The sequence below is a fragment of the Gardnerella vaginalis ATCC 14018 = JCM 11026 genome (genome assembly GCF_001042655.1).
GTDB lineage: Bacteria > Actinomycetota > Actinomycetes > Actinomycetales > Bifidobacteriaceae > Bifidobacterium > Bifidobacterium vaginale.
The window spans coordinates 1,316,548-1,339,318 of the sequence record NZ_AP012332.1; the positions used below are offsets into that span (position 1 = coordinate 1,316,548).

At 43.5% G+C, this 22,771-nt stretch carries 7 protein-coding genes; 1 reads left to right on the forward strand and 6 read right to left on the reverse strand.

Features of this window, described 5'->3' with window-relative positions; translation table 11 throughout:
- Window positions 1–163: 163 nt before the first annotated feature.
- The 4 genes from GAVG_RS05090 to GAVG_RS05105 all read right to left on the reverse strand — a co-directional run bounded on the left by GAVG_RS05090 (window position 164) and on the right by GAVG_RS05105 (window position 12,423).
- The gene (locus tag GAVG_RS05090) at window positions 164–925 is read right to left on the reverse strand and encodes a hypothetical protein (RefSeq protein WP_004138616.1); all 762 of its coding nucleotides are present in this window, start codon (window positions 923–925) and stop codon (window positions 164–166) included.
- 112 nt (window positions 926–1,037) lie between these two features.
- Window positions 1,038–9,068 (reverse strand): hypothetical protein, encoded by an 8,031-nt coding sequence (locus tag GAVG_RS05095; RefSeq protein ID WP_048653133.1) that lies wholly within the window; start codon window positions 9,066–9,068, stop codon window positions 1,038–1,040.
- Window positions 9,069–9,212: 144 nt separating this feature from the next.
- Window positions 9,213–10,361 carry a class C sortase gene (locus GAVG_RS05100; protein ID WP_009993870.1) on the reverse strand — a complete coding sequence of 383 codons (1,149 nt, stop codon included), beginning with the start codon at window positions 10,359–10,361 and terminating at the stop codon, window positions 9,213–9,215.
- A gap of 205 nt (window positions 10,362–10,566) precedes the next feature.
- Window positions 10,567–12,423 (reverse strand): SpaH/EbpB family LPXTG-anchored major pilin, encoded by a 1,857-nt coding sequence (locus GAVG_RS05105; protein ID WP_013399737.1) that lies wholly within the window; start codon window positions 12,421–12,423, stop codon window positions 10,567–10,569.
- Window positions 12,424–13,024: 601 nt separating this feature from the next.
- Between GAVG_RS05105 and GAVG_RS05110 the strand changes: the two genes are divergently transcribed.
- Window positions 13,025–14,470: an ATP-binding protein gene (locus tag GAVG_RS05110; protein ID WP_048653134.1), complete on the forward strand. Its 1,446-nt coding sequence runs from the start codon at window positions 13,025–13,027 to the stop codon at window positions 14,468–14,470.
- Between the two features lie 512 nt (window positions 14,471–14,982).
- Here the strand turns inward: GAVG_RS05110 and GAVG_RS05115 are convergent.
- On the reverse strand, window positions 14,983–19,002 hold the full coding sequence (locus GAVG_RS05115; protein WP_048653135.1) for a DNA-directed RNA polymerase subunit beta': 4,020 nt from the start codon (window positions 19,000–19,002) through the stop codon (window positions 14,983–14,985).
- Window positions 19,003–19,089: 87 nt separating this feature from the next.
- Window positions 19,090–22,656 (reverse strand): DNA-directed RNA polymerase subunit beta, encoded by a 3,567-nt coding sequence (gene rpoB / locus GAVG_RS05120; protein ID WP_013399741.1) that lies wholly within the window; start codon window positions 22,654–22,656, stop codon window positions 19,090–19,092.
- Window positions 22,657–22,771 lie beyond the last annotated feature (115 nt).

A 22,771-nucleotide genomic window follows, 5' to 3' on the forward strand; every position in this document is an offset into this window, starting at 1 on the left:
TCGCGCATTATGCAGCTCGAAATCGTCGACTCGCACGCGGTCTAAGCGCGCGAACGTCTTCGCTTGCGTTGAAAGCACACCGTGCTTTCAACCCTAAGCAAGCTCAGCGCTCCGAATTACCTTTTCGCGCTACGCTCTAAGCGAAAAGGTAGGTCGGAGCGCACTATTGTTGACTAAGAAGTCGCGTAGCGCGAGCGTTTTTAATCGCAAGAAATGCTATTCCAATGCCAATAAAAATCAGCGTAAAAATGGCAAGCAAATAAACAACACCCACTCCAAGCGTTGTGGAATTAAACGTGTTTGGCGCAAAACCAAACCATCCTGCAGGAGCCTTGTAATTCAAAAAATTGTACGGCGCTGCCATAGCATGCTCTCCCCATCGCACGCCAGCAAACTCGCTTAAACACACAGCGTACGCAACGTAAGTGAGCGGCGGAATCGTAGCAAAATAAACGTGCGCGCGGCTGGACTTGTACTTGTAATCAAAAAGAACAAAGTCAAAAATCGCAAGCAGCGGCGTTATAAAATGCACGCATAAGCTTGAGCACCCATTGTTCATGTACGCGCCAACAAATCCGAGCTTGTTTGTAGGAGCCAAAAAGCACAGGTACAGCGTAAAAGTGACGGCGATTGAAATCGTCATCATAAATTTAAAAATGTACCATGCGTTTGGCTTTGCATCCACCCAGGCTCCAGCGCGCTCACTCTGTTCATCGCTTTTAGATTTAAGCGCACTTCGCGTGTCTAAAATCAGCGAGCCAAGCAGCGCAACACAAATCATCAAGTTAGAAAGATTCGTAAAATACGTTAGTGCCATTGAATCCCAAGACATTGCCATTCCGTAAATGGACGAAACTATTGCAATAATTCGAATCATGGTTCTTGTAACGTAATCTTTGCGCGCCAAGACTAGTGTTTCGCTCATTCTTATCTCGCTTTCAAATAATTTTTAACTCTCATCTATGTTCTTCAATGTTTTACATAAATAAGATTTACTATACTTGACTCCGATCTAGGAATAGCAAAACGTGCAAAATTTAATGGCGATTTTTGTAGATAAGGCCAAACAATCTCCTGCAGCGCAACGGTTCTGCCGAAACATTGCAATGCTTGCTGTACGTTAACTCGCCACTAAATCCGTTTCCGCTAAGCACAGACGCCAACCATCCGCGCCTACCGAATGCGCCCGACGCGATGAAGAGTGCCATTAATATGCCGAACAGGAAGGTATACGTAATAGCAGCGTTTCCACCAGTAAACGGCAGCGGAATCGGCGACACGTTGATGCCAGTAATCTTTATGTAGCCTATGATAGGAGCTGTTTCTTTACTCTCATCATAGCCAACGCTCTTATTATCTGACTTATCTTTTGTCTGCGCGTATACGGCGTAAACAGCCGTATTGCCATGAGTGACAAGCATCTGCTGCAATTTGTCAGAATCTACACTTGCGTTTCCGCTATTATCGCGCTTCAAAATAGGCGTGCAATCTTTATCTTGAGGCTTGTTATTGTTCATCCAACGCACGCATACTTGAAGATTCTTCTCAACTACGTCTCGAGAATCAAAATCATCGCTAGCATCTACTAACAATTCTTTGCCGCCCACTTTACCGTTAGTGTCTGGATTACCTGTGAAAGTGAACTTAATGTCATTAGCACTAACCTCGTAAGGTTTAGCCATAGTCGAAGATTTAAGCGAACCTATAGATTCAGCTTTAGGCTTTATTACATCAACCGGCACTACGTATACTGGAAGAAGTGTAGGTGCAGAGGCAACATTCTTAAAATGAGTTTGTGCATTATAGCCATACGTGTTCTTTAAGCTATTCATTGCCCAACCGTTAGAAAGCGACAAAGCATAAACTGGAGCAATAGCCTTTTTAGATGTTCCTTTTATGTCATCTGCAGTTTCTATGTTCTTATGTCCGCCTAAAACTTTTTCAAGATTAAATGATTCAGAATTGACACTCGTACAATTTGGATTTGCAGTATCACCGCCCTCACACCATTTGTTCACAGTAATATCTTGAGGACTCATATTCAAATAATTATTACCCAATGTACTGTAATTCATGCCATTAGTGTTAGAAACATTTAATCCGCCACCATAGTTTCCATTACCTAATACTAAATCAGGTATATTGATATACTCATCGTTCAGCGTGAAGAAACCAGAGCCATTGCCGAATTTATCTACTCTAGTTTTGCCATCAGGGAGCTGTACCGTAACTTCCTTACTACCTTCGCCATTTTTCTTATCTGTACCACTTACAACGCGCAAAGATGGTTGAATCTTCTTAAACTCATCTTCACTCATACCAGATGGAACATTCGGCTTAAGAGTGAGAGCATTCTGTAATTGGTTTAAATCGATGCGCTTGTCTTTCGTACTCGCGTTATAACGGTACACAAGCGATTGATGACCAGGCGCGCCAACCAGTTCAAAGCCAGGGTCGCTAGAACGCTCACCAATATATGGCTTCTTCTTATCCCAAGTAATCGTGTAGTCAGCGGCAGAATTACTATCACTTCGCAGCTTAGCAAATCTTGTTACAATATTGCGCCTAGGCTCTGGCGTTACAGTTCTCCTACGCCATCCGCGCGTAAGTATAAACGAGTCCTGCTCGCTACCTACATTAGAGTAATTATTGCGTCCATCATCCTGTTTTTGAGGAGCAATATAGTTCCCACGTTTCCACGTAACTTTCGACTCATTTGCGGCAAGAGTATCGTCATCATCATCTAAGCTAGCGTTACTATTGTCTACACTAACACCACTTCTTGTATTAGTAGCATTATCGAGCGAATCGTTATCACCCGAGTCTAGCCATTTGCCTCCTGCATTTCCGTTGCGCAATACATGATTCACAGCACGCTTTTCGGAATCATTCAGAAGCAGTGGATGCACTTGTACTACTTTCTTATTGACTACGACTGGGAAGAATACACAGTCAGACGGTTCACTCCACACCTTTGGAGCCTTACTTTCAAGACGGCATACAGAACTTCTCTTAGAAGACAAAGAGTCAACTGATTGAACACCTCGCATGTCTTCTTCTTTTGCACTATTTGCTCCGTTTTGAGCCTGACTTACATTTTCACTACCTGAAAGCTTCTTCAAATCATTATTAACAGAAGTAGTTTCATTAGCATCATTTGCTAACTCATCCAAATTTTCGGATTTAACGCCAGGCATATCTGACCAAGGTCCGTAAGATCCAGTGCGATTCCTTGCACGCACTACGCTTCCAGGGGCTAGGAAACCTGATGGGAACAATATTGCAGTTTTATCGCCACCAAATGCTGTCTGATTTAGATCATTTGTACTTAGCCCTTCTGGGAACATGTAGCCATCACACAAACTCCACCTATCACCTGTTTTAGCTCTACATAATGCCAATGATTCACTAATATCACTATCATCATTTATACCTGTAGTAGCATCTGCACTTCTACTGTATATTGCATTAGCACCAGCATTCCTTAGCGATACTGTATTACCAGTTTTTGCTGCAGCTTTCTTTGCGCGAGCAAAATACACTACGAGTCGAGTTGCATTATTTCCAGAAATCACAGACACCTTATTGCTGTAATTAGGAGCAGAGGCTCCTTCCCAATCATGAAGCCACACGCCAGAACCAGACAAATCATTATAGTGATTACCATCGTATGCTCGCACAACTGGAGCTTTAGCTACAGTCCAATTGAACTTGAATTTGCCTACTACTGCTTCGTCACTCTTGTTTCCAGAGTCGTCAGTTACTTGCGCAATCATCTTGAAGGTTGGAGAATTTTTAGAATCATTTCCACGCCATTTTTCTATAAATCCGCGCAACAGTTCCTTATTTGTATTGCCTCCTGTTACAAACCTTACGCGAGGAGCTTTTTTAGTTTTCGGATCTGTTGCACCTTCTGCTTCAATGTCTATGCTCAGAGTATCCTTCAAAGCTTTGCTTACATGCGTAGTCTTATCTGCAACATTGAAATCATCATCCAGTGCAAGCAAATCTACTACGTTGAATAATCCCGACTGCTTTGTAATATCAGTCTTGTTCATATCAATAGTCGTAACAGTTCCGCAAGAATTAGCATTTGTTTTAGTAGGATTACACTCGCCAAGAAGCTTCTTACTAGGATCGTTAGCATCTTTTACTGAAATCCACGGCTTGTTCTTGTCTACTGGCACGAACCACACGTTAATTACATTTGGCGTGTGATCTTTGTCACCCTCGTCTCTGGCCTCTAATTCTCTCCACGGATTACCGTTGAAAATATATAGCTGCGCATGCAAAGGGTATTTGTTACCACTTTTCTTTAGAATAGCAGCACCAATATTAGCTCCAGAATCTTGCTGATTATAATCTTCGCCACCTGGCATAACGTAACCTTGAGGCTGAACAAAATTATCTTTATCAGTAATATTATTTGTGAATATAGTCTGACCGCCGCCAAGATTACTATAATTAACTAAATCAACAATATTAGCCCATTCTCCGCGCGCATTATTTACTTTACGTGCGTAGCCAATTCCATCACCGCGATTAGGCATTCTGTTGTATCCACCCCACAGCTTTTCTATGGTTGTCTTATTAGTAGAATCAGCATCATTAGTGTTCAATGGGTATAGTGATGGCTGTATTTGGTTTCTAAGCCATCGGCTTTTCTTTGTGCCTTGGAATAAGCTCAAAGCCTCATTCGTGTTGAAGTTTTTATTATCACCTTGGTTAATGTTGAATCTGTACACCAAATACTGTGAGCTATTTTCATCACGACCGTACCACTTAAAGCCATCGTCTGTGTTACGACCGTTTATTTTTCCACTGCCGTATGACCAATCATAATCTGCACGAATATTAACAAATCGCGTGATTTTCTTCTGCTTTGGATCAAGTACAGTTTCCTGATTTTGATCATCTTTAGTGTCATTGCCTGTACCAGTTGCTTTTACTACTTTAAAAGTCTTTTCTGAACCTGACTTACCTTGAGCTGTATTTTTAGTGTCAGGAGTTACAGAAAGGCAGATTTTATACTGCTTTGTGTTGTCTTTACAAGAATATTTATCGCTTGTGCCGCCAAGAGTTTTAGTTTCATCTTTCGACCAACCAATTTCATCTTTTCGGTATTGGAACAAACGCGGATTCTTTTGCTTAATTCTATCTATCAAACCTTGTTTTTCGGAAGGATTCAGCTCATACGGGTTCACCTGAACCATGCCATCGTCTGGCCAAGTCATATCTAATGGCAATGGGTCAGAAGATGCATTCAAAGTTGTTTGAAGCTGAGAAGCATTATTGCCAACACCCGCATAAATTCTTGAACCAATCTCTGCCAAATGCTCTGGGATAGTTATTTCACCAGTTTTTGGATCAAATGTTATATCCTTCTCATAAGGCATAAAGTTAGTAAAGTACGAATGATCAGGTTTATCATCGTTAAGCTGTTGCCAATCTTCACCTGCTTGACGAGTTAACATAATACCGTGGCATGATTTATTAGGACAATCACTAAATATTCTGAATGTATCAGTTTCTCCTACAGGCTTCTGCTTTGGCTCACCTCTTTTCCATATGCGAACAGCTAATACTGCAACTTGCTTAGATTTTGTTAAAAGATTAACTTTACCAACGTATCTACCATTTGGCTGTTTTTGCCAACGAACATTAGGAGCAGTAAACTCATCGCCAGTTATAATAAGCTTAATCTTTTTTTGAACCTTATTTCCAGCATCATCCCAAGCGTGGAACGTAAACTCTTTAACACCAGAATCATTAGATTTAAGTTCAGGACCATTTGTTTCACTTGTAGTTACATAACCTGATTGATCTGTAGCACTATCAACGCCTACAGGCTTAGATTGATCATATTTATTAAAAGCAGTTGCTTTAAATTGTTCACTTGTTGACTGTATATCTGTTTTATTGTTGTTATCTTTTACCTTTTCTTTGGTTCCCATGTACACGTGTTTATCATCGTGACCAGTTACTAGGAATCTAATTCTGCTGCCAACCGATATTTTCATACCATTTTCAGGCACAGATCTAGGCTCTCCACCATTGATGCTAACTTTTACGTCTATAGTCGGCTTCTCATCATCAACATGCGTAAACACAAGTGGTAATACGCCAGTAGACTCATCCCAATACGTTATTTTTGCGTACTTTGCAGCAACATACACTGGCTTTACTTCTGGCTGTTCACCAAATTGAAGCATAATACGATTTTCATCATTAGGATTAGTTGGGGTTGCGTATTCTTCTTTTACAGGATTTGAGAAGTAGTCTTTTGCAAGTTTCGCATATTTTGCTTTTTCGTCGCCAGTTAACTTTTGGTCAACTGTTTTACCACTAGGCGCATCATAAAGTTTCCAAATATAACGCTTTGTATCATTTAGCGGCCTAAGCTTACACTCTTGACTATCTTTATTTTTCGCAGCTGCATCCGCTTGTGCAGACTTATCTGCAGCTTTATCAGCAGCTTTGTCATCATCACCCTTGCAAGGGTCTACTACGTTTACAACTGGTACTCTTACAGCAACCTTCGTTTCCGCATCTTTCAGAGTGTTAGATTTCTTAAGCGAACCATCTGCATTTGTCCATTCAACACTATAAATGGCGCGATCTTTAATCGCCGCGTTTGCACCAGAATCTTGGCTATACAAATAACTATCGTTAAGCGGATACTCTAAACCATGAGCATCACCGGGAATTTTACCATCCTTAATAGAACCGTAGTAAACAGAGTCATCTGAATCTGAATATTTACTATAGTTTTCAAGATTATTACTACTATGCGAATCTGGCATATATAAACGCGGATTCAATGCGTGAGCAAATTCATATATTTTACCCTTGTTATCAAGATAATTTACATAATCTGCAGCTTTTCCTAAACTATCTTTAGAAGACCTATATTTTGGATTATCTTGCCACTCTTGAGTCTGCAGTGGTCTAAACACATCCGCTTGACCAATAATATCGTACTTTACTTTTTTAGCAGAACCCATTTGAAGCTTGTCATTCCAATATTGAACAGTCAAATCGTGTATGCCAAACTTTGAATCTTTTGTATTAATATTAGTGTTAGGATCTAATGGTTTTCGCCACCATCTGTTTCCACGAGCATACTTGTTTTCTGACGCATTATACTTTGGCAATAATGAAAGCTGGCCTTTAGCCCAAACTGTATTATTACCACATTGTGCTTCAGTATCTTTATCACACACTTCTTGTCTTGTAGGTTGGAATAACAAACTCGTAACATCAATATTCTTAGTATGAGCCAATAATTGACCATTATTGCTAGTAAAAGGACCTAAATGTGTACCACGAAGGAAGGAGTAATGCGGCACATTTATATCTACAAGATTAGGTATTCCATACCATTGCTGATACAAAGTAGTGTATTCGTAAGTTGTATGGCCTGATCCAATACGATAATTTGACAAAGAGTATTTAGGATTCCTACTATATGGATCGCCTAAACCGTATCTTGAAAGAGGACCATGCCAAGTATCTCCATAATAGCTTCCTGCACCATAGTAGGAAGTACTCAGTTTTCCATATTTACCATTATTCGATGTTGTATAGTGAATATGGTAGCTATAAGGTGATTTGCTCTCATCAAATTGATTACGTAATGCAAAAATCTTTGCTCGTGGCTCTTTATCAGTTCCTCGAAGCTCAGAAAAGAGGTTATCTATCAATTTTATATAAGTGTCATTAAATTTTTGAGTACCATCTGGAGGAAGACGAGTACCAGCTTTATGTTCACCTTCACTTGGGAAACCATAGTTACCAGAATGATAGCAGTCAAAGCCGTAAGAATCACATAATCCAAGTTTACGATTGCTATCATCTCTGTCCCTTTGAGTTCCACCTTCAAAAACACCAACATTTTCTATAGCATTTGAATTACCAATGCGATACCACGCTTTATCAAGGGTCTCGCCATCGTTAAGTGGCTCTTTTCTAGTGCCCTCATCAATACAAAAACCGTTTGGATTAACCCAATCTTTTGCGCAACCGCGATTCTTTGCATCAAAATGCAAGCGCTCTACATACTGGTCATACTGGCCATTACTTGTGTCGAGACTCTGATCTTTAGGAACAACAAAATAGGTCAAAGCTTTAGCAGCACCATGAATGCGCGCACCCATGTTTACAAGTACATCCCAAATATATCCATTACCATCACGTTTAGGAGTACGTTTCATAAAAATGTAATCGTGAACATCGTCAAGCTGAATACGATTTAAAGAATCAACACCATTTTTATTTTTCAAATAAGCTAAGTTACGTATACGTTTTTGCAGGTATGTTCCACGCGGATATGGAGTAAAGTTTGGGTCATTATTCGTATAAATACCCTGAGGTTGATCATAACCACTATCTTCGCGCCAAGGATTATCTCCACGTTCCATATCAGCACCTTTTGACGCTCGATGACCTGTTTCATCACCATCATCTGTAATGCATTCAGAACGAGCATAATTACGATTACAGCCGGGACGAAACTCCATCCTGCTGCGATCGTAACCCATTTTGTCTCCATTTGAAGATCGTTCTGTATTATTGAATATTTCATTGGAGCGATCCATGCCAAAAGAAGTATAAGATGCACCCTGCTTAGCCATACCTTTGGCAGCGCTCATCATAGCACTGTCAATAAGTCCTTTATCAGACGCATCACCCTTAGCGGCGTTGTTAGCAAGATTATTATTTACGCTTACACCATTTTTCAGCTTTGCAAACGCATTGTTTTGTCCATCTATAAAAACTGGAGGTTGCGATGGCGCAGAAATATCGGCATTATCAGCAGCATTAGGCTTAGCAGCAGATTTAGGCTTATCGCCAGACTTATTGGACTCATGCTTTTTACCAGAATTACCAGAGATAGCCGCATTCGCGGCAGTGCCACTGTCAGCAGCTACAGCAGTGTTTGCAGTTAGGCACATCGGCAGCCACATCGCCACCGAAATCAGGAAAATAAGAGCAGCCTTAGTCGCCTGCTGAGCTAAACGTCCTATCCAGACGACAACACTTAGCAAAACCGTCCAAATACTTCTCATTTGTCCACCTAAACTCTCGTGTGCTAATTTCCACATGCCAATCAATGTATTAAGTTTTAAAATCTTAAATTTTGATGTATTTAAATTTTGATGTATTAAACGCATCAATTTTTTTAACGTATTAAGTTTTAACGTATTAAGTTTTCAGTTTTTAAGCTTTGAAGCCTTCGGACGCTTGCCCTGCGCAAAACCATCAATAATCGACTCAAAGGATTCCTGACTAATCCTTCTCACTTCTTCGGAATCCCTATACATCTGCTTGTTTTGGTCGCCATAAATGCCAAGCCAAAGAGTATCGTTAGTCTGGTCATCACCATTGGCATCACTATGGTCATCACCATTATTTCGATCATCGCCGTTCTGCTTATCGTTTTTCTTCTTTTTCTTCTTAACAATCGGCAGACCAGCCCAGTAAATGTAGCCTCCAACCACACTCAAGCTTGCAATGCTCCCAACAAGCCACCACGGGAATCTCGGAACATCTGGCTTTTTACCAAGCAAAGACTTGTCCGCAGCAGGAGTCGGTATTACTCGCTCTCCCGTCACCAAGATTCTCTGTGTGTTGATTCCAAGCGGCGTGCAAGTAATCAGAGTCACAAGATCCTTGCCTGGCACTGCAGCAATTTTCTTTGTTTCGTCTGGGTTTACAACAATTTTTTCTATCACCTTGTAAGTGAGAATCTCGTCAAAAACCTCGACCGTAAAAGAATCGCCCTTATCTATCTCATCCAATCTCGTGAACATTTCCGCACTAGCCAAACCGCGGTGGCCAGTAATCACGGAACGAGTCCCTAATCCTCCAACTGGTAGAGAAGTTCCGCGCAAATGTCCAAGTCCCTTAAGCAGAGTATCGTCCTGCGTACCGTGATACACGGGCAAATCTAGGTCAATTTTCTTAATGCGAAGGCGAGCCATAAGACCATCGTCATTCGCTTTCAACTGATCCCAATAGTTTTGACTAACGTCAGACGTTTCGCCATGGGATGTTGGAATATTCGTGTTCGCCTCATATATTGCTCCTACGGATAGCTTGCGATTGTATTCGCGCGCGCGAGCCAGCTGCTCATGCGGAGCTGGAATAGCATGCGTGATTAGCTTAGCGTATTCCGCAGCTACTTCCGACATGTGATACTGGCTTAACCACATTGCTGCATGTGGGTATAACAGTGAGGCGAACGATGCGGTTAATAGAAGCGCTGGAACGATAGAAGATTTAGAAAATCTCCACTTTCGTTTATCGCGTTTCTTATGCTTAACCGCAACGTTTCGATTTAAGAATAAAAACCTAAGCATTTGTTGCTTTGCGATTGGACTTGAAATTGGATTTACGATTTTATTTGTGATTTGATCTGCGACTTGATCTGCGACTTAATTTTCGATTTTGTAAGCCGATGCGAGTATTCGCGAATCCGCGCAATTCACTCACTTGAATACGCAAACACTCGCATACAGCTTAAATCACAAAACAATCAAAAATAATCACAAAACCAAGTAAGCCTTACGCTTCTTCTTGTTCCTTGCGGCGACGGGTGATGATGTAGAACAACGTGCCGCCCAAGCCAACAATGCCGAATGCAGTGAGCAACACTAAGCCGCGCGCACCAGTCATTGGCAGTGCTGCGAGGATCTTGTCTAAGCCAGTGGCTTTCTTGTTTTCGATTTCCTTAGTATTGTTCTTTGTAGCATCTGCAGCAGTATCTGCCTTCAAAGCAACGCACTTAGGAGTAGAATCAAGCAAATAACCAGCAGGAGCCTCAGTCTCAACCACGCAGTAAAGCTTAGTTGTTACAGCAGGATTAGTTTCCTTTGAATTGTAGACGAACAATCTTACGGAATCTGTACCTTCAGTCTTAGCTCCACCATCAGTCTTTACTTTAGTTTTTAGTGAAACATTATTGAGCTTAGTTCCAGCATCCTGATTATTCTTCTTAATCTTGCCATCTGAAACAGTAAAAGTGTCATTTGCAGTTGCAGATGTGTCAGTAACCTCATATACATCAAACTTTGCATCATTCAAAGGCAACTTTTTCTTATCACCATTTGCGCCGATTTCTTCCGTAACCTTATTAACAGTCAACGTACCAAAGTGAGCGGTATCATTAGGAATGTCGTCACCACCGCAGTCACCATCTTTCTTGGTTGGTGTACATGGATCATTACCATCACCGTTACCAGTCTTATTATCATCAACGTACGTATTGGCTACGTTAGCAATGTCCTTAACAGTATCAGCAACTTTAGTGACAAGCTCTACCTCAAGCTTAACAACTTTCTTATCGGTAGTGTGTTTAGAATACTCATCATAAGCCTTTTTGAGACCACCAGTAGATTCGGTACTAGTAAGAGAGAATGAAACTAAACCATTAGTATTTGTAGCTGTGTAATGAGTAGTAGCATCAAGAGGTACATCATTTGCACTTGTATCTTTTTGACCAGAATCAGTATAAGTCACAAGTTTTGCACTGCTAATCTTATCGTAAGTTAAACCAGTTTCTAGCTTATCCTTAAAACCGATCTTCTCGTACTTATTGCCATTCTTAGGAGCTGTGAGAGGAATCGCAATCTTCCAAGTTATAGTGGTTTCATTATCCTTAGTCAAATCCTTACGGCTTAAGCTGCTAACTGTCTTAGTTGGACGTTCCTTGCTTGTATCATTCTTTGGATACACATTAACAGCGTAAATCCAAGGATTAGCCTTGTCTTTAGGATTTGGAAGAGGAGTGGTCACAAAGAACGGAGAAACACGCTTTGTAATGGAAACCTTTTTCCATGTGCCGTCTTCTTGTAATTGTGCACCAGAAGTATCGGTTTCTTCGATGTAGTAAAGACCCATCGCAAGATTTTCAAACTTGGCTTCACCACTATCACCGGTTTCAACGGTTTTACCATTAGCTTTGTTAACACCATCACCAGTATCTGTATACTTCTCAAACTCTGCATTAGCGCCAGTCATAAACTCGGAAGCTGTCTTCTTACTAGCAGTAGTTGTTGCTACTAAATCTTCTAACTTTTTAATCTTTTTCCAGTCTGAAGACTTTGAAAGGTCAATATCATCAGAAGAATTTGCATTCTTCTTCTTTACTCGCCATAGAGTAAACTTAACACCCTTAACTGGCTTCTTATCTTTTAAAGTCTTAACAGTACCATCAGAACGTTCACTAGTTTCAGGTCCCTGATACTTGTGAATAATAATGGATGTAGCGCTCTTTTTGCCCTGATTAATATTAGCAGTGTCAACACCCTTAGCCTCACCCTGCGCATAAGCAATAGAGCCAGCAATACAGCATGTTCCAAGTGTGCATACCGCCGCCAAAACAGCAACGGTGCGCTTCAGCGAATTCGTATTTAAACGCATGTTTCCTCTCTTCTTTAGAGTGACATCTCGTTATGAGAATTTTGTGTTTAGAAAGAATCGCCCATGTGATTAGACTTTTCCGCAAAAATCGCATAAATATCGCGAACTACAGATTCCTCTCACCGGGCTTCTATGCGCACTAAAGCTGTGCGCCAAACCTTCATTGACTAAAACAGACTAGCATTTTGCAGCGTAAAAATCACCTAAAAATCACCTAAAAATCACCTAACAAAAGCCTACTAAAATAAGCTTTTAATACCCCCCCCCCGGTATCGTTGAAATATCAGGGTTTTCTCAGCTTAATAAGTGATTAAAATTGTTAAAAATTCTTTCCGAATTTTTGCTAAATTCGCACCTTGGCGTGTCGAATAAACCGCGTCGTTATCGCTCAGGCAGGTAATCGTTCGCGCGTTTGCTTTCCCTTTTTCAGGAAATATGACTACAAACACGGGCAAAAATACACAAACACAAGCGAATCAAGTCAAATTGCATTTTATAGCAAAATGTCGATTCTGCAATAAATCATCAAAATAAAATTGTCGATTCTGCAAAAATTTGCTAAAATAAAATAATCGATTTTGCAAAGAATGGCGGAATTACAATGATTTATAACCTTAATCAATCAACATCTATCGCAACATACACTGAGCGCAAATTTCCACGCAAACTCTACTCACAAATGCTCAATTGGAAAAACTCTTCTAACGGAAAAACAGCACTACTCATAGAAGGACCACGACGCGTAGGAAAATCCACTATTGTAAAAGAGTTTGCGCAAAATGAGTATGAAAGCTACATCTTAGTGGATTTTTACACAGCATCTCCAGAAGTAAAACAACTATTCGAAGATCTTTCAGATTTAAACTACATCTTCTTGCAACTCCAGCTTACATATAAAACAAGCCTCAAGGAACGCAAGTCGTGCATTATTTTTGATGAAGTTCAACTCTGCCCAAAAGCGCGCCAAGCAATTAAAGCCCTAGTAAACGATGGAAGATACGACTACATAGAAACAGGCTCACTAATTTCAATCCACAAAAACGTTAAAAATATTCTTATTCCAAGCGAAGAACGCAAACTAAAAATGCATCCTATGGATTATGAGGAATTTAAGTGGGCACTTGGCGACAATACAACCATTCCGCTTCTAAAAAAACTCTACGATTCTAAAAAACCAATCGGTCAAGCAGCATGCAGAAAAATGCTAAGAGATTTTAGACTTTATATGCTTGTTGGAGGAATGCCACAAGCTGTTGAAAGCTATATTGAAACCAACGATTTTAGTGTTGTAGATAGAGTAAAACGCGATATTCTTTCACTTTACGAAGATGATTTTAGAAAAATAGACCCTACTGGTAAAATATCTGCAATTTTTGATTCCATTCCAGCTCAGCTCATGTCTAACACTTCCCGTTACCATGTTTCGAGCGTTCTTGCTGGCAACAGAGCAAATACTGTTCTTGAACAACTAGCTCAACTAGAAGATTCTGGAACTGTGCTAATCTCCCACCATACTAACGATCCTAATTCTGGAATGTCTCAACACAAAGATTTATCTAAGTTCAAACTCTTTCTTGCAGATACTGGTTTGTTTGTTACGTTAGCATTTAAAGACAAGTCTTTTACAAGCAACGACATTTATATGCGATTGTTAAACGATAAGTTGCAAGCAAATCTAGGTTATGTATACGAAAATATTGTTGCTCAAACTTTGAGCACTCATGGACACAAATTGTATTATCACACTTTTATGGACGGCGACGCGCGATTAATCGCGGACGATACTAATGTTGAGATTGACAATCACGATAATCGCCACAGCAAGTGCAACAATCGCAACTATGAAGTAGATTTCTTGATTGCTGATAAGAACAAGATTGTGCCGATTGAAGTAAAGAGCTCAGGTTATAAAACGCATGCTTCACTTGATTCTTTCGCGCGTAAGTTTTCCTCGCGAATTGCACGGGAAATATTGATTTATACGAAAGACTACCAACATAATGGAATGCTGGAATACATTCCAATAGTAATGACTGAGTTCTTGTAATTTGCTCACGTCTTCGCTTGCGTTGAAAGCACATACGACTACAAACACGGGCAAAAAGAAACAAACACAGGCGAATCTACGACTTCGAGCTTAAAGCGTAGCGCGAGAGGCGCTTTGACTGAGCTTGAAATTGCATAACGCATTTCAAGCTCCTTCAAAGCGTGATTTGGCTCAAGCATAAAGTCCAGTGGACTTTATGTGCCAAATCAGCCGAGCGGCTACTAATAGCCGCGAGGAATAGAGCGCTGAGCCGATCAAACGTAAAGTCCAGTGGACTTTACGTGCGGCGAAGACGTGAGCGCGCTTAGACCGCGCGAACGAAGTGACCGCACTTTACACCAGATTTAATACAAAACACGCAAACGCAAAAAAACAAAAAGCCGCTGCAAGATGTGTAAAACAACTTGCAACGGCTAATTCAATTCAGACTAGCAAAATCAAACCTAGAGATTTAAGCAAATCACCCATAAATAATATAGATAGCCTAAAATCGCCAGTTATACATAGACTGATTAGTTAAGGTCATCGTCATAATCACCCTGACCACCCTGATCATCAAGGAAGTCATCTGGATTAAACTCATCCCCAAGCTGCATATCGCCAAAATCAATGTTCGAGAAATCAACATCTCCCATGTTGCTCTCGCCAAAGTTTGACGGAGTGCCATCTGCTCCACCCAAACCAAGGTTTGGATAAACAGCATCACGCACCTCAGGATCTGCAAAGACATCCGCATTACGATAACGCGCCAAACCAGTACCAGCTGGGATGAGCTTACCAATAATAACGTTCTCCTTCAAGCCCTTAAGATCATCTTCCTTCTGGCTCAAAGCAGCTTCAGTAAGCACGCGAGTAGTCTCCTGGAAGGATGCGGCAGAAAGCCAAGAATCTGTAGCCAAAGAAGCCTTTGTAATACCCATAAGCTCTGGACGACCAGCAGCAGGCTTACCACCATTCTTAACAGCCTCAAGATTTGCTTCACGGAACTTAGCCTGATCCACAAGTTCGCCTGGAAGAAGGTTCGTGTCTCCAGAATCAATCACCGTAATGCGGCGAAGCATCTGGTGAACAATAACCTCAATATGCTTATCGTGAATATCAACGCCCTGAGAACGGTACACGTTGTGCACTTCTTCCACAATGTTCACCTGAGCAGCACGAGGACCAAGAATTCGCAGAATCTTCTTAGGATCCACAGAACCTTCAATCAGCTGCGTACCAACCTCAACGTGGTCTCCATCCTTAACAAGCATTGGAGCACGACGAGTTACTGGGTAAACGATTGGCTCAACCGTAGTATCGTCTGGAGTCAAAGTCACCTGACGACCATGGTCAGTATCCTCAACCTTCACAACACCTGGGAACTCAGCAATTGGAGCTTCGCCCTTAGGTGTACGAGCCTCGAAAAGCTCGGTAACACGAGGAAGACCCTGCGTAATATCGCTTGCCGAAGCAACACCACCAGAGTGGAAGGAACGAAGCGTAAGCTGCGTACCAGGCTCACCAATGGACTGTGCTGCAACAATACCAACAGCCTCGCCAACATCAACAAGAGAGCTTGTAGCCAAAGACCAACCGTAGCACTTTGCGCAAACGCCACGCTTAGACTCGCAAGTAAGCACAGAACGAGCCTTAACTTCTTCGACACCATGCGCAACCAAGTCACGCAAAACATCCATCGAAAGCGCGTCACCACACTTAGCCAAAACGGTTGTACCATCTGCTGGATCGAGAACATCTGCAGCAAGCAAGCGCGAGTATGGACCACCATCAGCAGCCTTAACAAGCGTCAAATTGCCATTTTCGTCGCGGTCCGCAATCTTCATCATAAGACCACGCTTTGTGCCGCAATCTTCCTCACGAACAATAACTTCCTGAGAAACGTCCACAAGACGACGAGTCAAGTAACCAGATTCTGCAGTACGAAGTGCGGTATCAGCCAAGCCCTTACGCGCACCGTGCTGGGAGATGAAGTACTCCAACACAGAAAGACCATCACGGTAGTTTGACTTAACAGGACGAGGAATAATCTCACCCTTAGGGTTTGCCACTAAGCCTCGCATACCAGCAATCTGACGAATCTGCATCCAGTTACCGCGTGCACCAGACTGAACCATGATGTTCACGTTGTTATCATCATGGAAGTTCTCGCGCATAGCATCTGCAACCTTATCGGTGCATTCAGTCCACAAGTTAATCAACTCTTGACGACGCTCTTCATCTGTAAGAAGACCCATATCGTACTGGGAGTTAATCTTTGCAGCCTGATTCTCATAGTCTTGTGCAATAGACTCACGATTTGAAGGAAGCACAATATCAGAGAATGCCATTGTAACGCCAGACCAAGGTGCTCGAGTAAAGCCAAGATCCTTCAAAGCATCAAGGGATGCGGCTACCTGAGCAGTGGAATAACGTGTAGCAATATCGTCAACAATCTTGGAGAGAACACCCTTTGGAACCTGCTGGTTCACAAACGGATAGTCCTCTGGAAGAGTGCCGTTAAACAACACGCGACCGTAGGATGTGGCGAACAATACAGTTCCATCCTTAAAGCGCTCTTCATGAACAACATCTGGGCTGCCTGGCTCTGGATCTACGACCTTAAGTTCTCCTGGCTCCCAATCCTTTGGTAGCACAAAGTCCTCTGGCACGCGGATTAATACCTTTGCCTGCATGTCAATCTCATGCTTGTCGAGTGCCATTTGAGCCTCTGCAAGCGAAGAGAAGATTCTGCCTTGACCCTTTGCACCGTCTATTACTGTAGACAAGTAGTACAAGCCCAAAATCATATCCTGAGATGGCATGGTAACAGTGTGACCATCTGCTGGCTTCAAGATATTGTCGGATGCCATCATCAAGCTGCGAGCTTCTGCCTGAGCTTCGGCGGAAAGTGGCAAATGCACTGCCATCTGGTCACCATCGAAGTCAGCGTTGAATGCGGCGCAAGCAAGTGGTGGAAGGTGAATTGCTTTACCTTCAACCAAAATTGGCTCAAATGCCTGAATACCCAAACTGTGAAGTGTAGGAGCACGGTTAAGAAGCACAGGATGTTCAGAAATAACTTCCTCAAGCACACCCCAAACCTCGGAATCTCCGCGATCTACAAGGCGCTTTGCGCTCTTCATATTCTGAGCAAAGCCCTGATCCACCAAACGCTTAATAACGAATGGCTTAAACAGCTCCAACGCCATTGGCTTAGGCAAACCGCATTGATGCATGCGGAGGCTTGGACCAACAACGATTACGGAACGGCCAGAATAATCAACTCGCTTACCGAGCAAGTTCTGGCGGAATCGACCCTGCTTACCTTTAAGCATATCGGAAAGCGACTTTAGTGGACGGTTCGATGCACCAGTTACTGGGCGACCACGACGACCGTTGTCGAAGAGTGAATCGACTGCTTCCTGAAGCATGCGCTTTTCGTTATTAAGCATGATTTCAGGAGCACCAAGTTCAATCAACCTCTTCAAACGATTGTTACGGTTGATTACTCGACGGTACAAGTCGTTCAAATCGGATGTTGCAAAGCGTCCACCATCAAGCTGAACCATTGGTCGCAAATCTGGTGGGATTACTGGAATAACGTCCAAAACCATTGCTTCTGGCTTGTTTCCAGTAGTCAAGAACGCGTTTACAACTTTAAGTCGCTTCAAAGCGCGCGCCTTGCGCTGACCAGTACCATTGTCGATTTCTTCGCGAAGTTCTACGGCAGCAGACTTAAGGTCGAAGTCCTGCAAGCGCTTCTTGATTGCTTCAGCACCCATGCAGCCTTCAAAATAGTCACCGTAGCGGTCTTCCATTTCTCGCCAAAGGTCAACATCGCCTTCCATGTCTCCTGCGCGTAAGCCCTTAAAGCGATCGAAAACTGCGTTCAAACGCTGAATCTGCTCATCGTAGCGAGTACGAATAGCAGCCATTTCTCGCTCTGCTCCAGCGCGCAATTTAGACTTTGCGTTGCCTTTTGCTTCGCCTGATTCTTCCAGCTCGTGCAGGTCTTCTTCTACCTTCTTTGCGCGAGCTTCAATCTCATTGTCGCGGCGCTTACGAAGATTGCCGATTTCCGTATCGAACTCGTCTTGCAAGTCTGGAAGATCTTGGTGACGCTGCTCTTCATCTACCTTAGTAACCATGTAGGCTGCAAAGTAAATAACCTTTTCCAAGTCTTTTGGAGCAATATCAAGCAGGTAACCCAAGCGGCTTGGCACACCCTTGAAGAACCAAATGTGTGTTACAGGAGCCGCAAGCTCAATATGACCCATGCGTTCACGGCGAACGCGGCTGCGTGTAACTTCCACGCCGCATCGCTCGCACACGATTCCCTTAAAGCGCACGCGCTTATACTTGCCGCACGCGCACTCCCAGTCGCGAGTAGGACCGAAAATCTGCTCACCGAACAGACCATCCTTCTCTGGTTTAAGGGTACGGTAATTAATGGTTTCTGGCTTCTTAACCTCGCCGTGGCTCCAGCTACGGATGTCGTCGGCGGTTGCCAGTCCAATCCTCAGTTTGTCAAATGCGTTGACGTCCAGCACTATTATCGTCCTGTCTCATGAAATTGTTTTTCTAAGTTTCTTAAAGTGATTAGTGATTAGTGATTAAGTTATTTCTAATCACTGGTATCACTGGTATTCAGGTTCTTGAATAACTTGATCTTCCTTGGCGGACGAATCTGGTCGCGCACCAATGTTGAAGCCCAAATCTTCAGAAGACGACACCGGATCATCATCCTCATCCTTCATGTCAATTGCCACTCCTTCGGAGTTAAGCACTTCAACATTCAAGGAGAGCGACTGCATTTCCTTGAGCAACACCTTGAAGGACTCAGGAATACCAGCTGGTGGAAGGTTATCGCCCTTGACAATAGCGCCATACACGCGCACGCGGCCGTCAACGTCATCAGACTTTGTGGTCATCATTTCGTGCAATGTGTAAGCAGCGCCATAAGCCTCAAGCGCCCACACTTCCATTTCGCCGAAGCGCTGGCCGCCGAACTGCGCCTTACCACCCAACGGCTGCTGGGTAATCATAGAGTAAGGACCAGTGGAACGAGCGTGAATCTTATCATCAACCAAGTGATGCAGCTTCAAGATGTACATGTAGCCAACAGAAATTGGCTTAGGGAATGGCTCACCAGTGCGGCCGTCAAACAATGTTGCCTTACCGTCGGAACCAACAAGCTTATTGCCATCGCGGTCTGCAAGCGTAGTGCTCAAAAGACCCTTCAAGGTTTCTGGGCGCACGCCGTCGAACACTGGAGTTGCAACAGGAGTGCATGGATCGCCGTGCTCAGCGCCTTCTGGCACATACTTCTTCCAAGCAGCCTCAAGGTCTGGATCCAAATTAATATCCCAACCAGCGTGAGCAATCCAACCCAAGTGAAGCTCGAGCACCTGACCCAAGTTCATTCGAGAAGGCACACCCAACGGGTTAAGCATAATGTCTACTGGAGTACCATCAGCCAAGAATGGCATATCCTCTTCTGGCAAAATGCGGGAAATAACACCCTTGTTGCCATGGCGACCAGAAAGCTTATCGCCCTGCGTAATCTTACGATGCTGAGCAATGTACACGCGAATCATCTGGTTTACGCCATTTGGAAGCTCATCGCCATCGTCTTCAGCGTCTTCACGAGTGATTTCCTTAACAGCAATCACAGTACCAGTTTCGCCGTGTGGCACGCGCAAAGAAGTGTCTCGAACTTCACGGCTCTTTTCGCCGAAGATTGCACGAAGCAAGCGCTCTTCTGGAGTAAGCTCAGTCTCGCCCTTAGGCGTTACCTTACCAACCAAAATGTCGCCAGCTTCCACCTCGGCACCAATGCGAATAATACCGCGCTCGTCGAGGTTTGCAATAGCGTCTTCGCCAACGTTTGGAAGGTCGCGAGTAATCTCTTCGGCACCAAGCTTGGTTTCACGAGCATCGATTTCGTACTCTTCAATGTGAATCGAAGAAAGCGTATCGTCTTGCACAAGACGCTGGGAAATAATAATAGCATCCTCGTAGTTGTAACCATTCCAAGGCATAAACGCAACGAGCAAATTCTTGCCGAGTGCAAGCTCACCCTTGTCTGTTGCAGGACCGTCTGCCAAAACTGTACCAGCTTCAACACGCTCGCCATCTTTAATAAGTGGCACCTGGTTGTAGCAAGTAGTCTGGTTAGAACGCTGGAACTTAGAAAGCTTGTAGCTGGACTGAGTTCCATCGTCGTTCATAACGCGAATAATATCTGCAGAAACGTAGGTTACAACGCCTGGCTTTTCGGAAAGAATCACGTCTCCAGAATCAACTGCAGCACGCCATTCGGAACCCGTACCAACAAGTGGACGCTCCGACTTAATAAGCGGCACAGCCTGACGCTGCATGTTGGTACCCATCAAAGCACGGTGACCTTCATCGTGCTCCAAGAATGGAATCAAGCTTGCGCCAAGGGAAACCATCTGTCGTGGGGAAACATCCATGTAGTCAACAGTGCTTACAGGAACATCGACTGCTTCTTCTTCGTCAACACGAGCAAGTGCCTGAGTGCCAACAAAGTTGCCATTTTCATCGAGTTCCTGATTTGCCTGAGCAATAACGTGCTCGGCTTCGCGATCTGCGGTCATATATTCGACTTCGTTAGTCACATGACCGTTAACAACCTTACGATAAGGTGTTTCAATAAAGCCGAATGGGTTGATGCGACCAAAGGTTGCAAGCGAACCGATAAGACCGATGTTTGGACCTTCTGGGGATTCGATTGGGCACATACGACCAAAGTGGGATGGGTGCACGTCTCGAACTTCCATAGATGCGCGATCTCTAGAAAGACCACCAGGACCAAGAGCCGAAAGACGACGCTTGTTTGTAACGCCTGCCAAAGGATTGTTCTGATCCATAAACTGGCTAAGCTGAGAAGTTCCGAAGAACTCCTTAATCGTAGCGTTAACTGGTCGAATGTTAATCAACGACTGTGGTGTAATCGCCTCAGCATCTTGCGTGGTCATGCGCTCGCGCACAACGCGCTCCATACGGCTTAAGCCAGTACGAATCTGATTCTGTACAAGCTCGCCAACCTGACGGATTCGACGGTTTCCAAAGTGATCGATATCGTCCACGTCTACACGCAATTGCACATCTTCGCCATCACGCTTGCCCGGGAAGGTCTTTTCACCCGAGTGCAAAGTAACCAAATACTTGATTGTGGCAATAATGTCTTCGCGATTCAAGCTGCGATCGTTGTAATCCGCTTCCAAACCAAGCTTGCGATTAATCTTATAGCGACCAACGCGCGCCAAATCGTAGCGCTTTGTGTTGAAGTAGAAGGATTCGAGCAAATTGCGACCCGCGTCTGGAGTTGCGGTATCTGCTGGGCGAATCTTGCGATACAAGTCTGTAAGAGCATCATTTTGAGTGTCGATTGGCTCTTTTTCTAGAGCGTCGAGAACAAGAGGATACCCTTGGAATGCCTCTGCAATTTCTGGCTTAGTCATGCCAATTGCCATCAAGAACACGATTGCAGACTGCGTACGCTTGCGATCTACGCGCACGCCAAGAACATCGCGCTTATCAATCTCAAACTCAAGCCACGCTCCGCGACTTGGAATGATTTTTGCGCCAAAAACGTCTTTGTCGGAAGTGCGATCTTGCGTGCGGTCAAAATACACGCCTGGGGAACGCACAAGCTGGGACACAATTACGCGCTCAGTGCCGCCAATAATGAATGTTCCGTGTGGTGTTTGCAGCGGGAAATCACCCATAAACACAGTCTGGCTCTTAATCTCGCCAGTTTCGCCGTTTTCAAACTCTGCGTTTACGTACAAAGGAGCGGAATATGTGTAATCCTTCTCTTTGCACTCAAGCACAGTGTGACGTGGCTCTTCAAAATATGGATCCGAGAATGTGAGGCTCATTGTCTCAGCAAAATTCTCAATTGGAGAAATCTCTTGGAACACTTCTTCCAGACCAGAGACATGAGGCACAGTGTGAGTGCCATTTGCCTCATCTTCTTCGACGCGCTTCTTCCAACGCTCGGAGCCGATCAGCCAGTCAAAGCTGTCGGTTTGCACACCGAGGAGGTATGGCACATCGATTGGCTCACAAATGGAGCCGAAATTCACACGATCCGACGCTTTATGCAATTTAATGCTGTGCTCGTCGGCACGCGCGATGACTTTGGTGGTGTTCGTCGTAGCTTGTTCAGCAGCCAATGGACGTTCCTTTATCGCTAGCTAGTTTTCTTAATCCTTGGGAGCTTTAGAAAATCGCAGCAAACGCGCTTAAAATCAATGATTTTGGGTTTGCGGGCGCCTTCTTCGGTTCCTT

Coding starts and splice junctions, on each gene's coding strand:
- GAVG_RS05095 (WP_048653133.1), bottom strand. CDS start 9,068: ATGAGAAGTATTTGGACGGTTTTGCTAAGTGTTGTCGTCTGGATAGGA.
- GAVG_RS05105 (WP_013399737.1), bottom strand. CDS start 12,423: ATGCGTTTAAATACGAATTCGCTGAAGCGCACCGTTGCTGTTTTGGCG.
- GAVG_RS05100 (WP_009993870.1), bottom strand. CDS start 10,361: ATGCTTAGGTTTTTATTCTTAAATCGAAACGTTGCGGTTAAGCATAAG.
- GAVG_RS05110 (WP_048653134.1), top strand. CDS start 13,025: ATGATTTATAACCTTAATCAATCAACATCTATCGCAACATACACTGAG.
- GAVG_RS05090 (WP_004138616.1), bottom strand. CDS start 925: ATGAGCGAAACACTAGTCTTGGCGCGCAAAGATTACGTTACAAGAACC.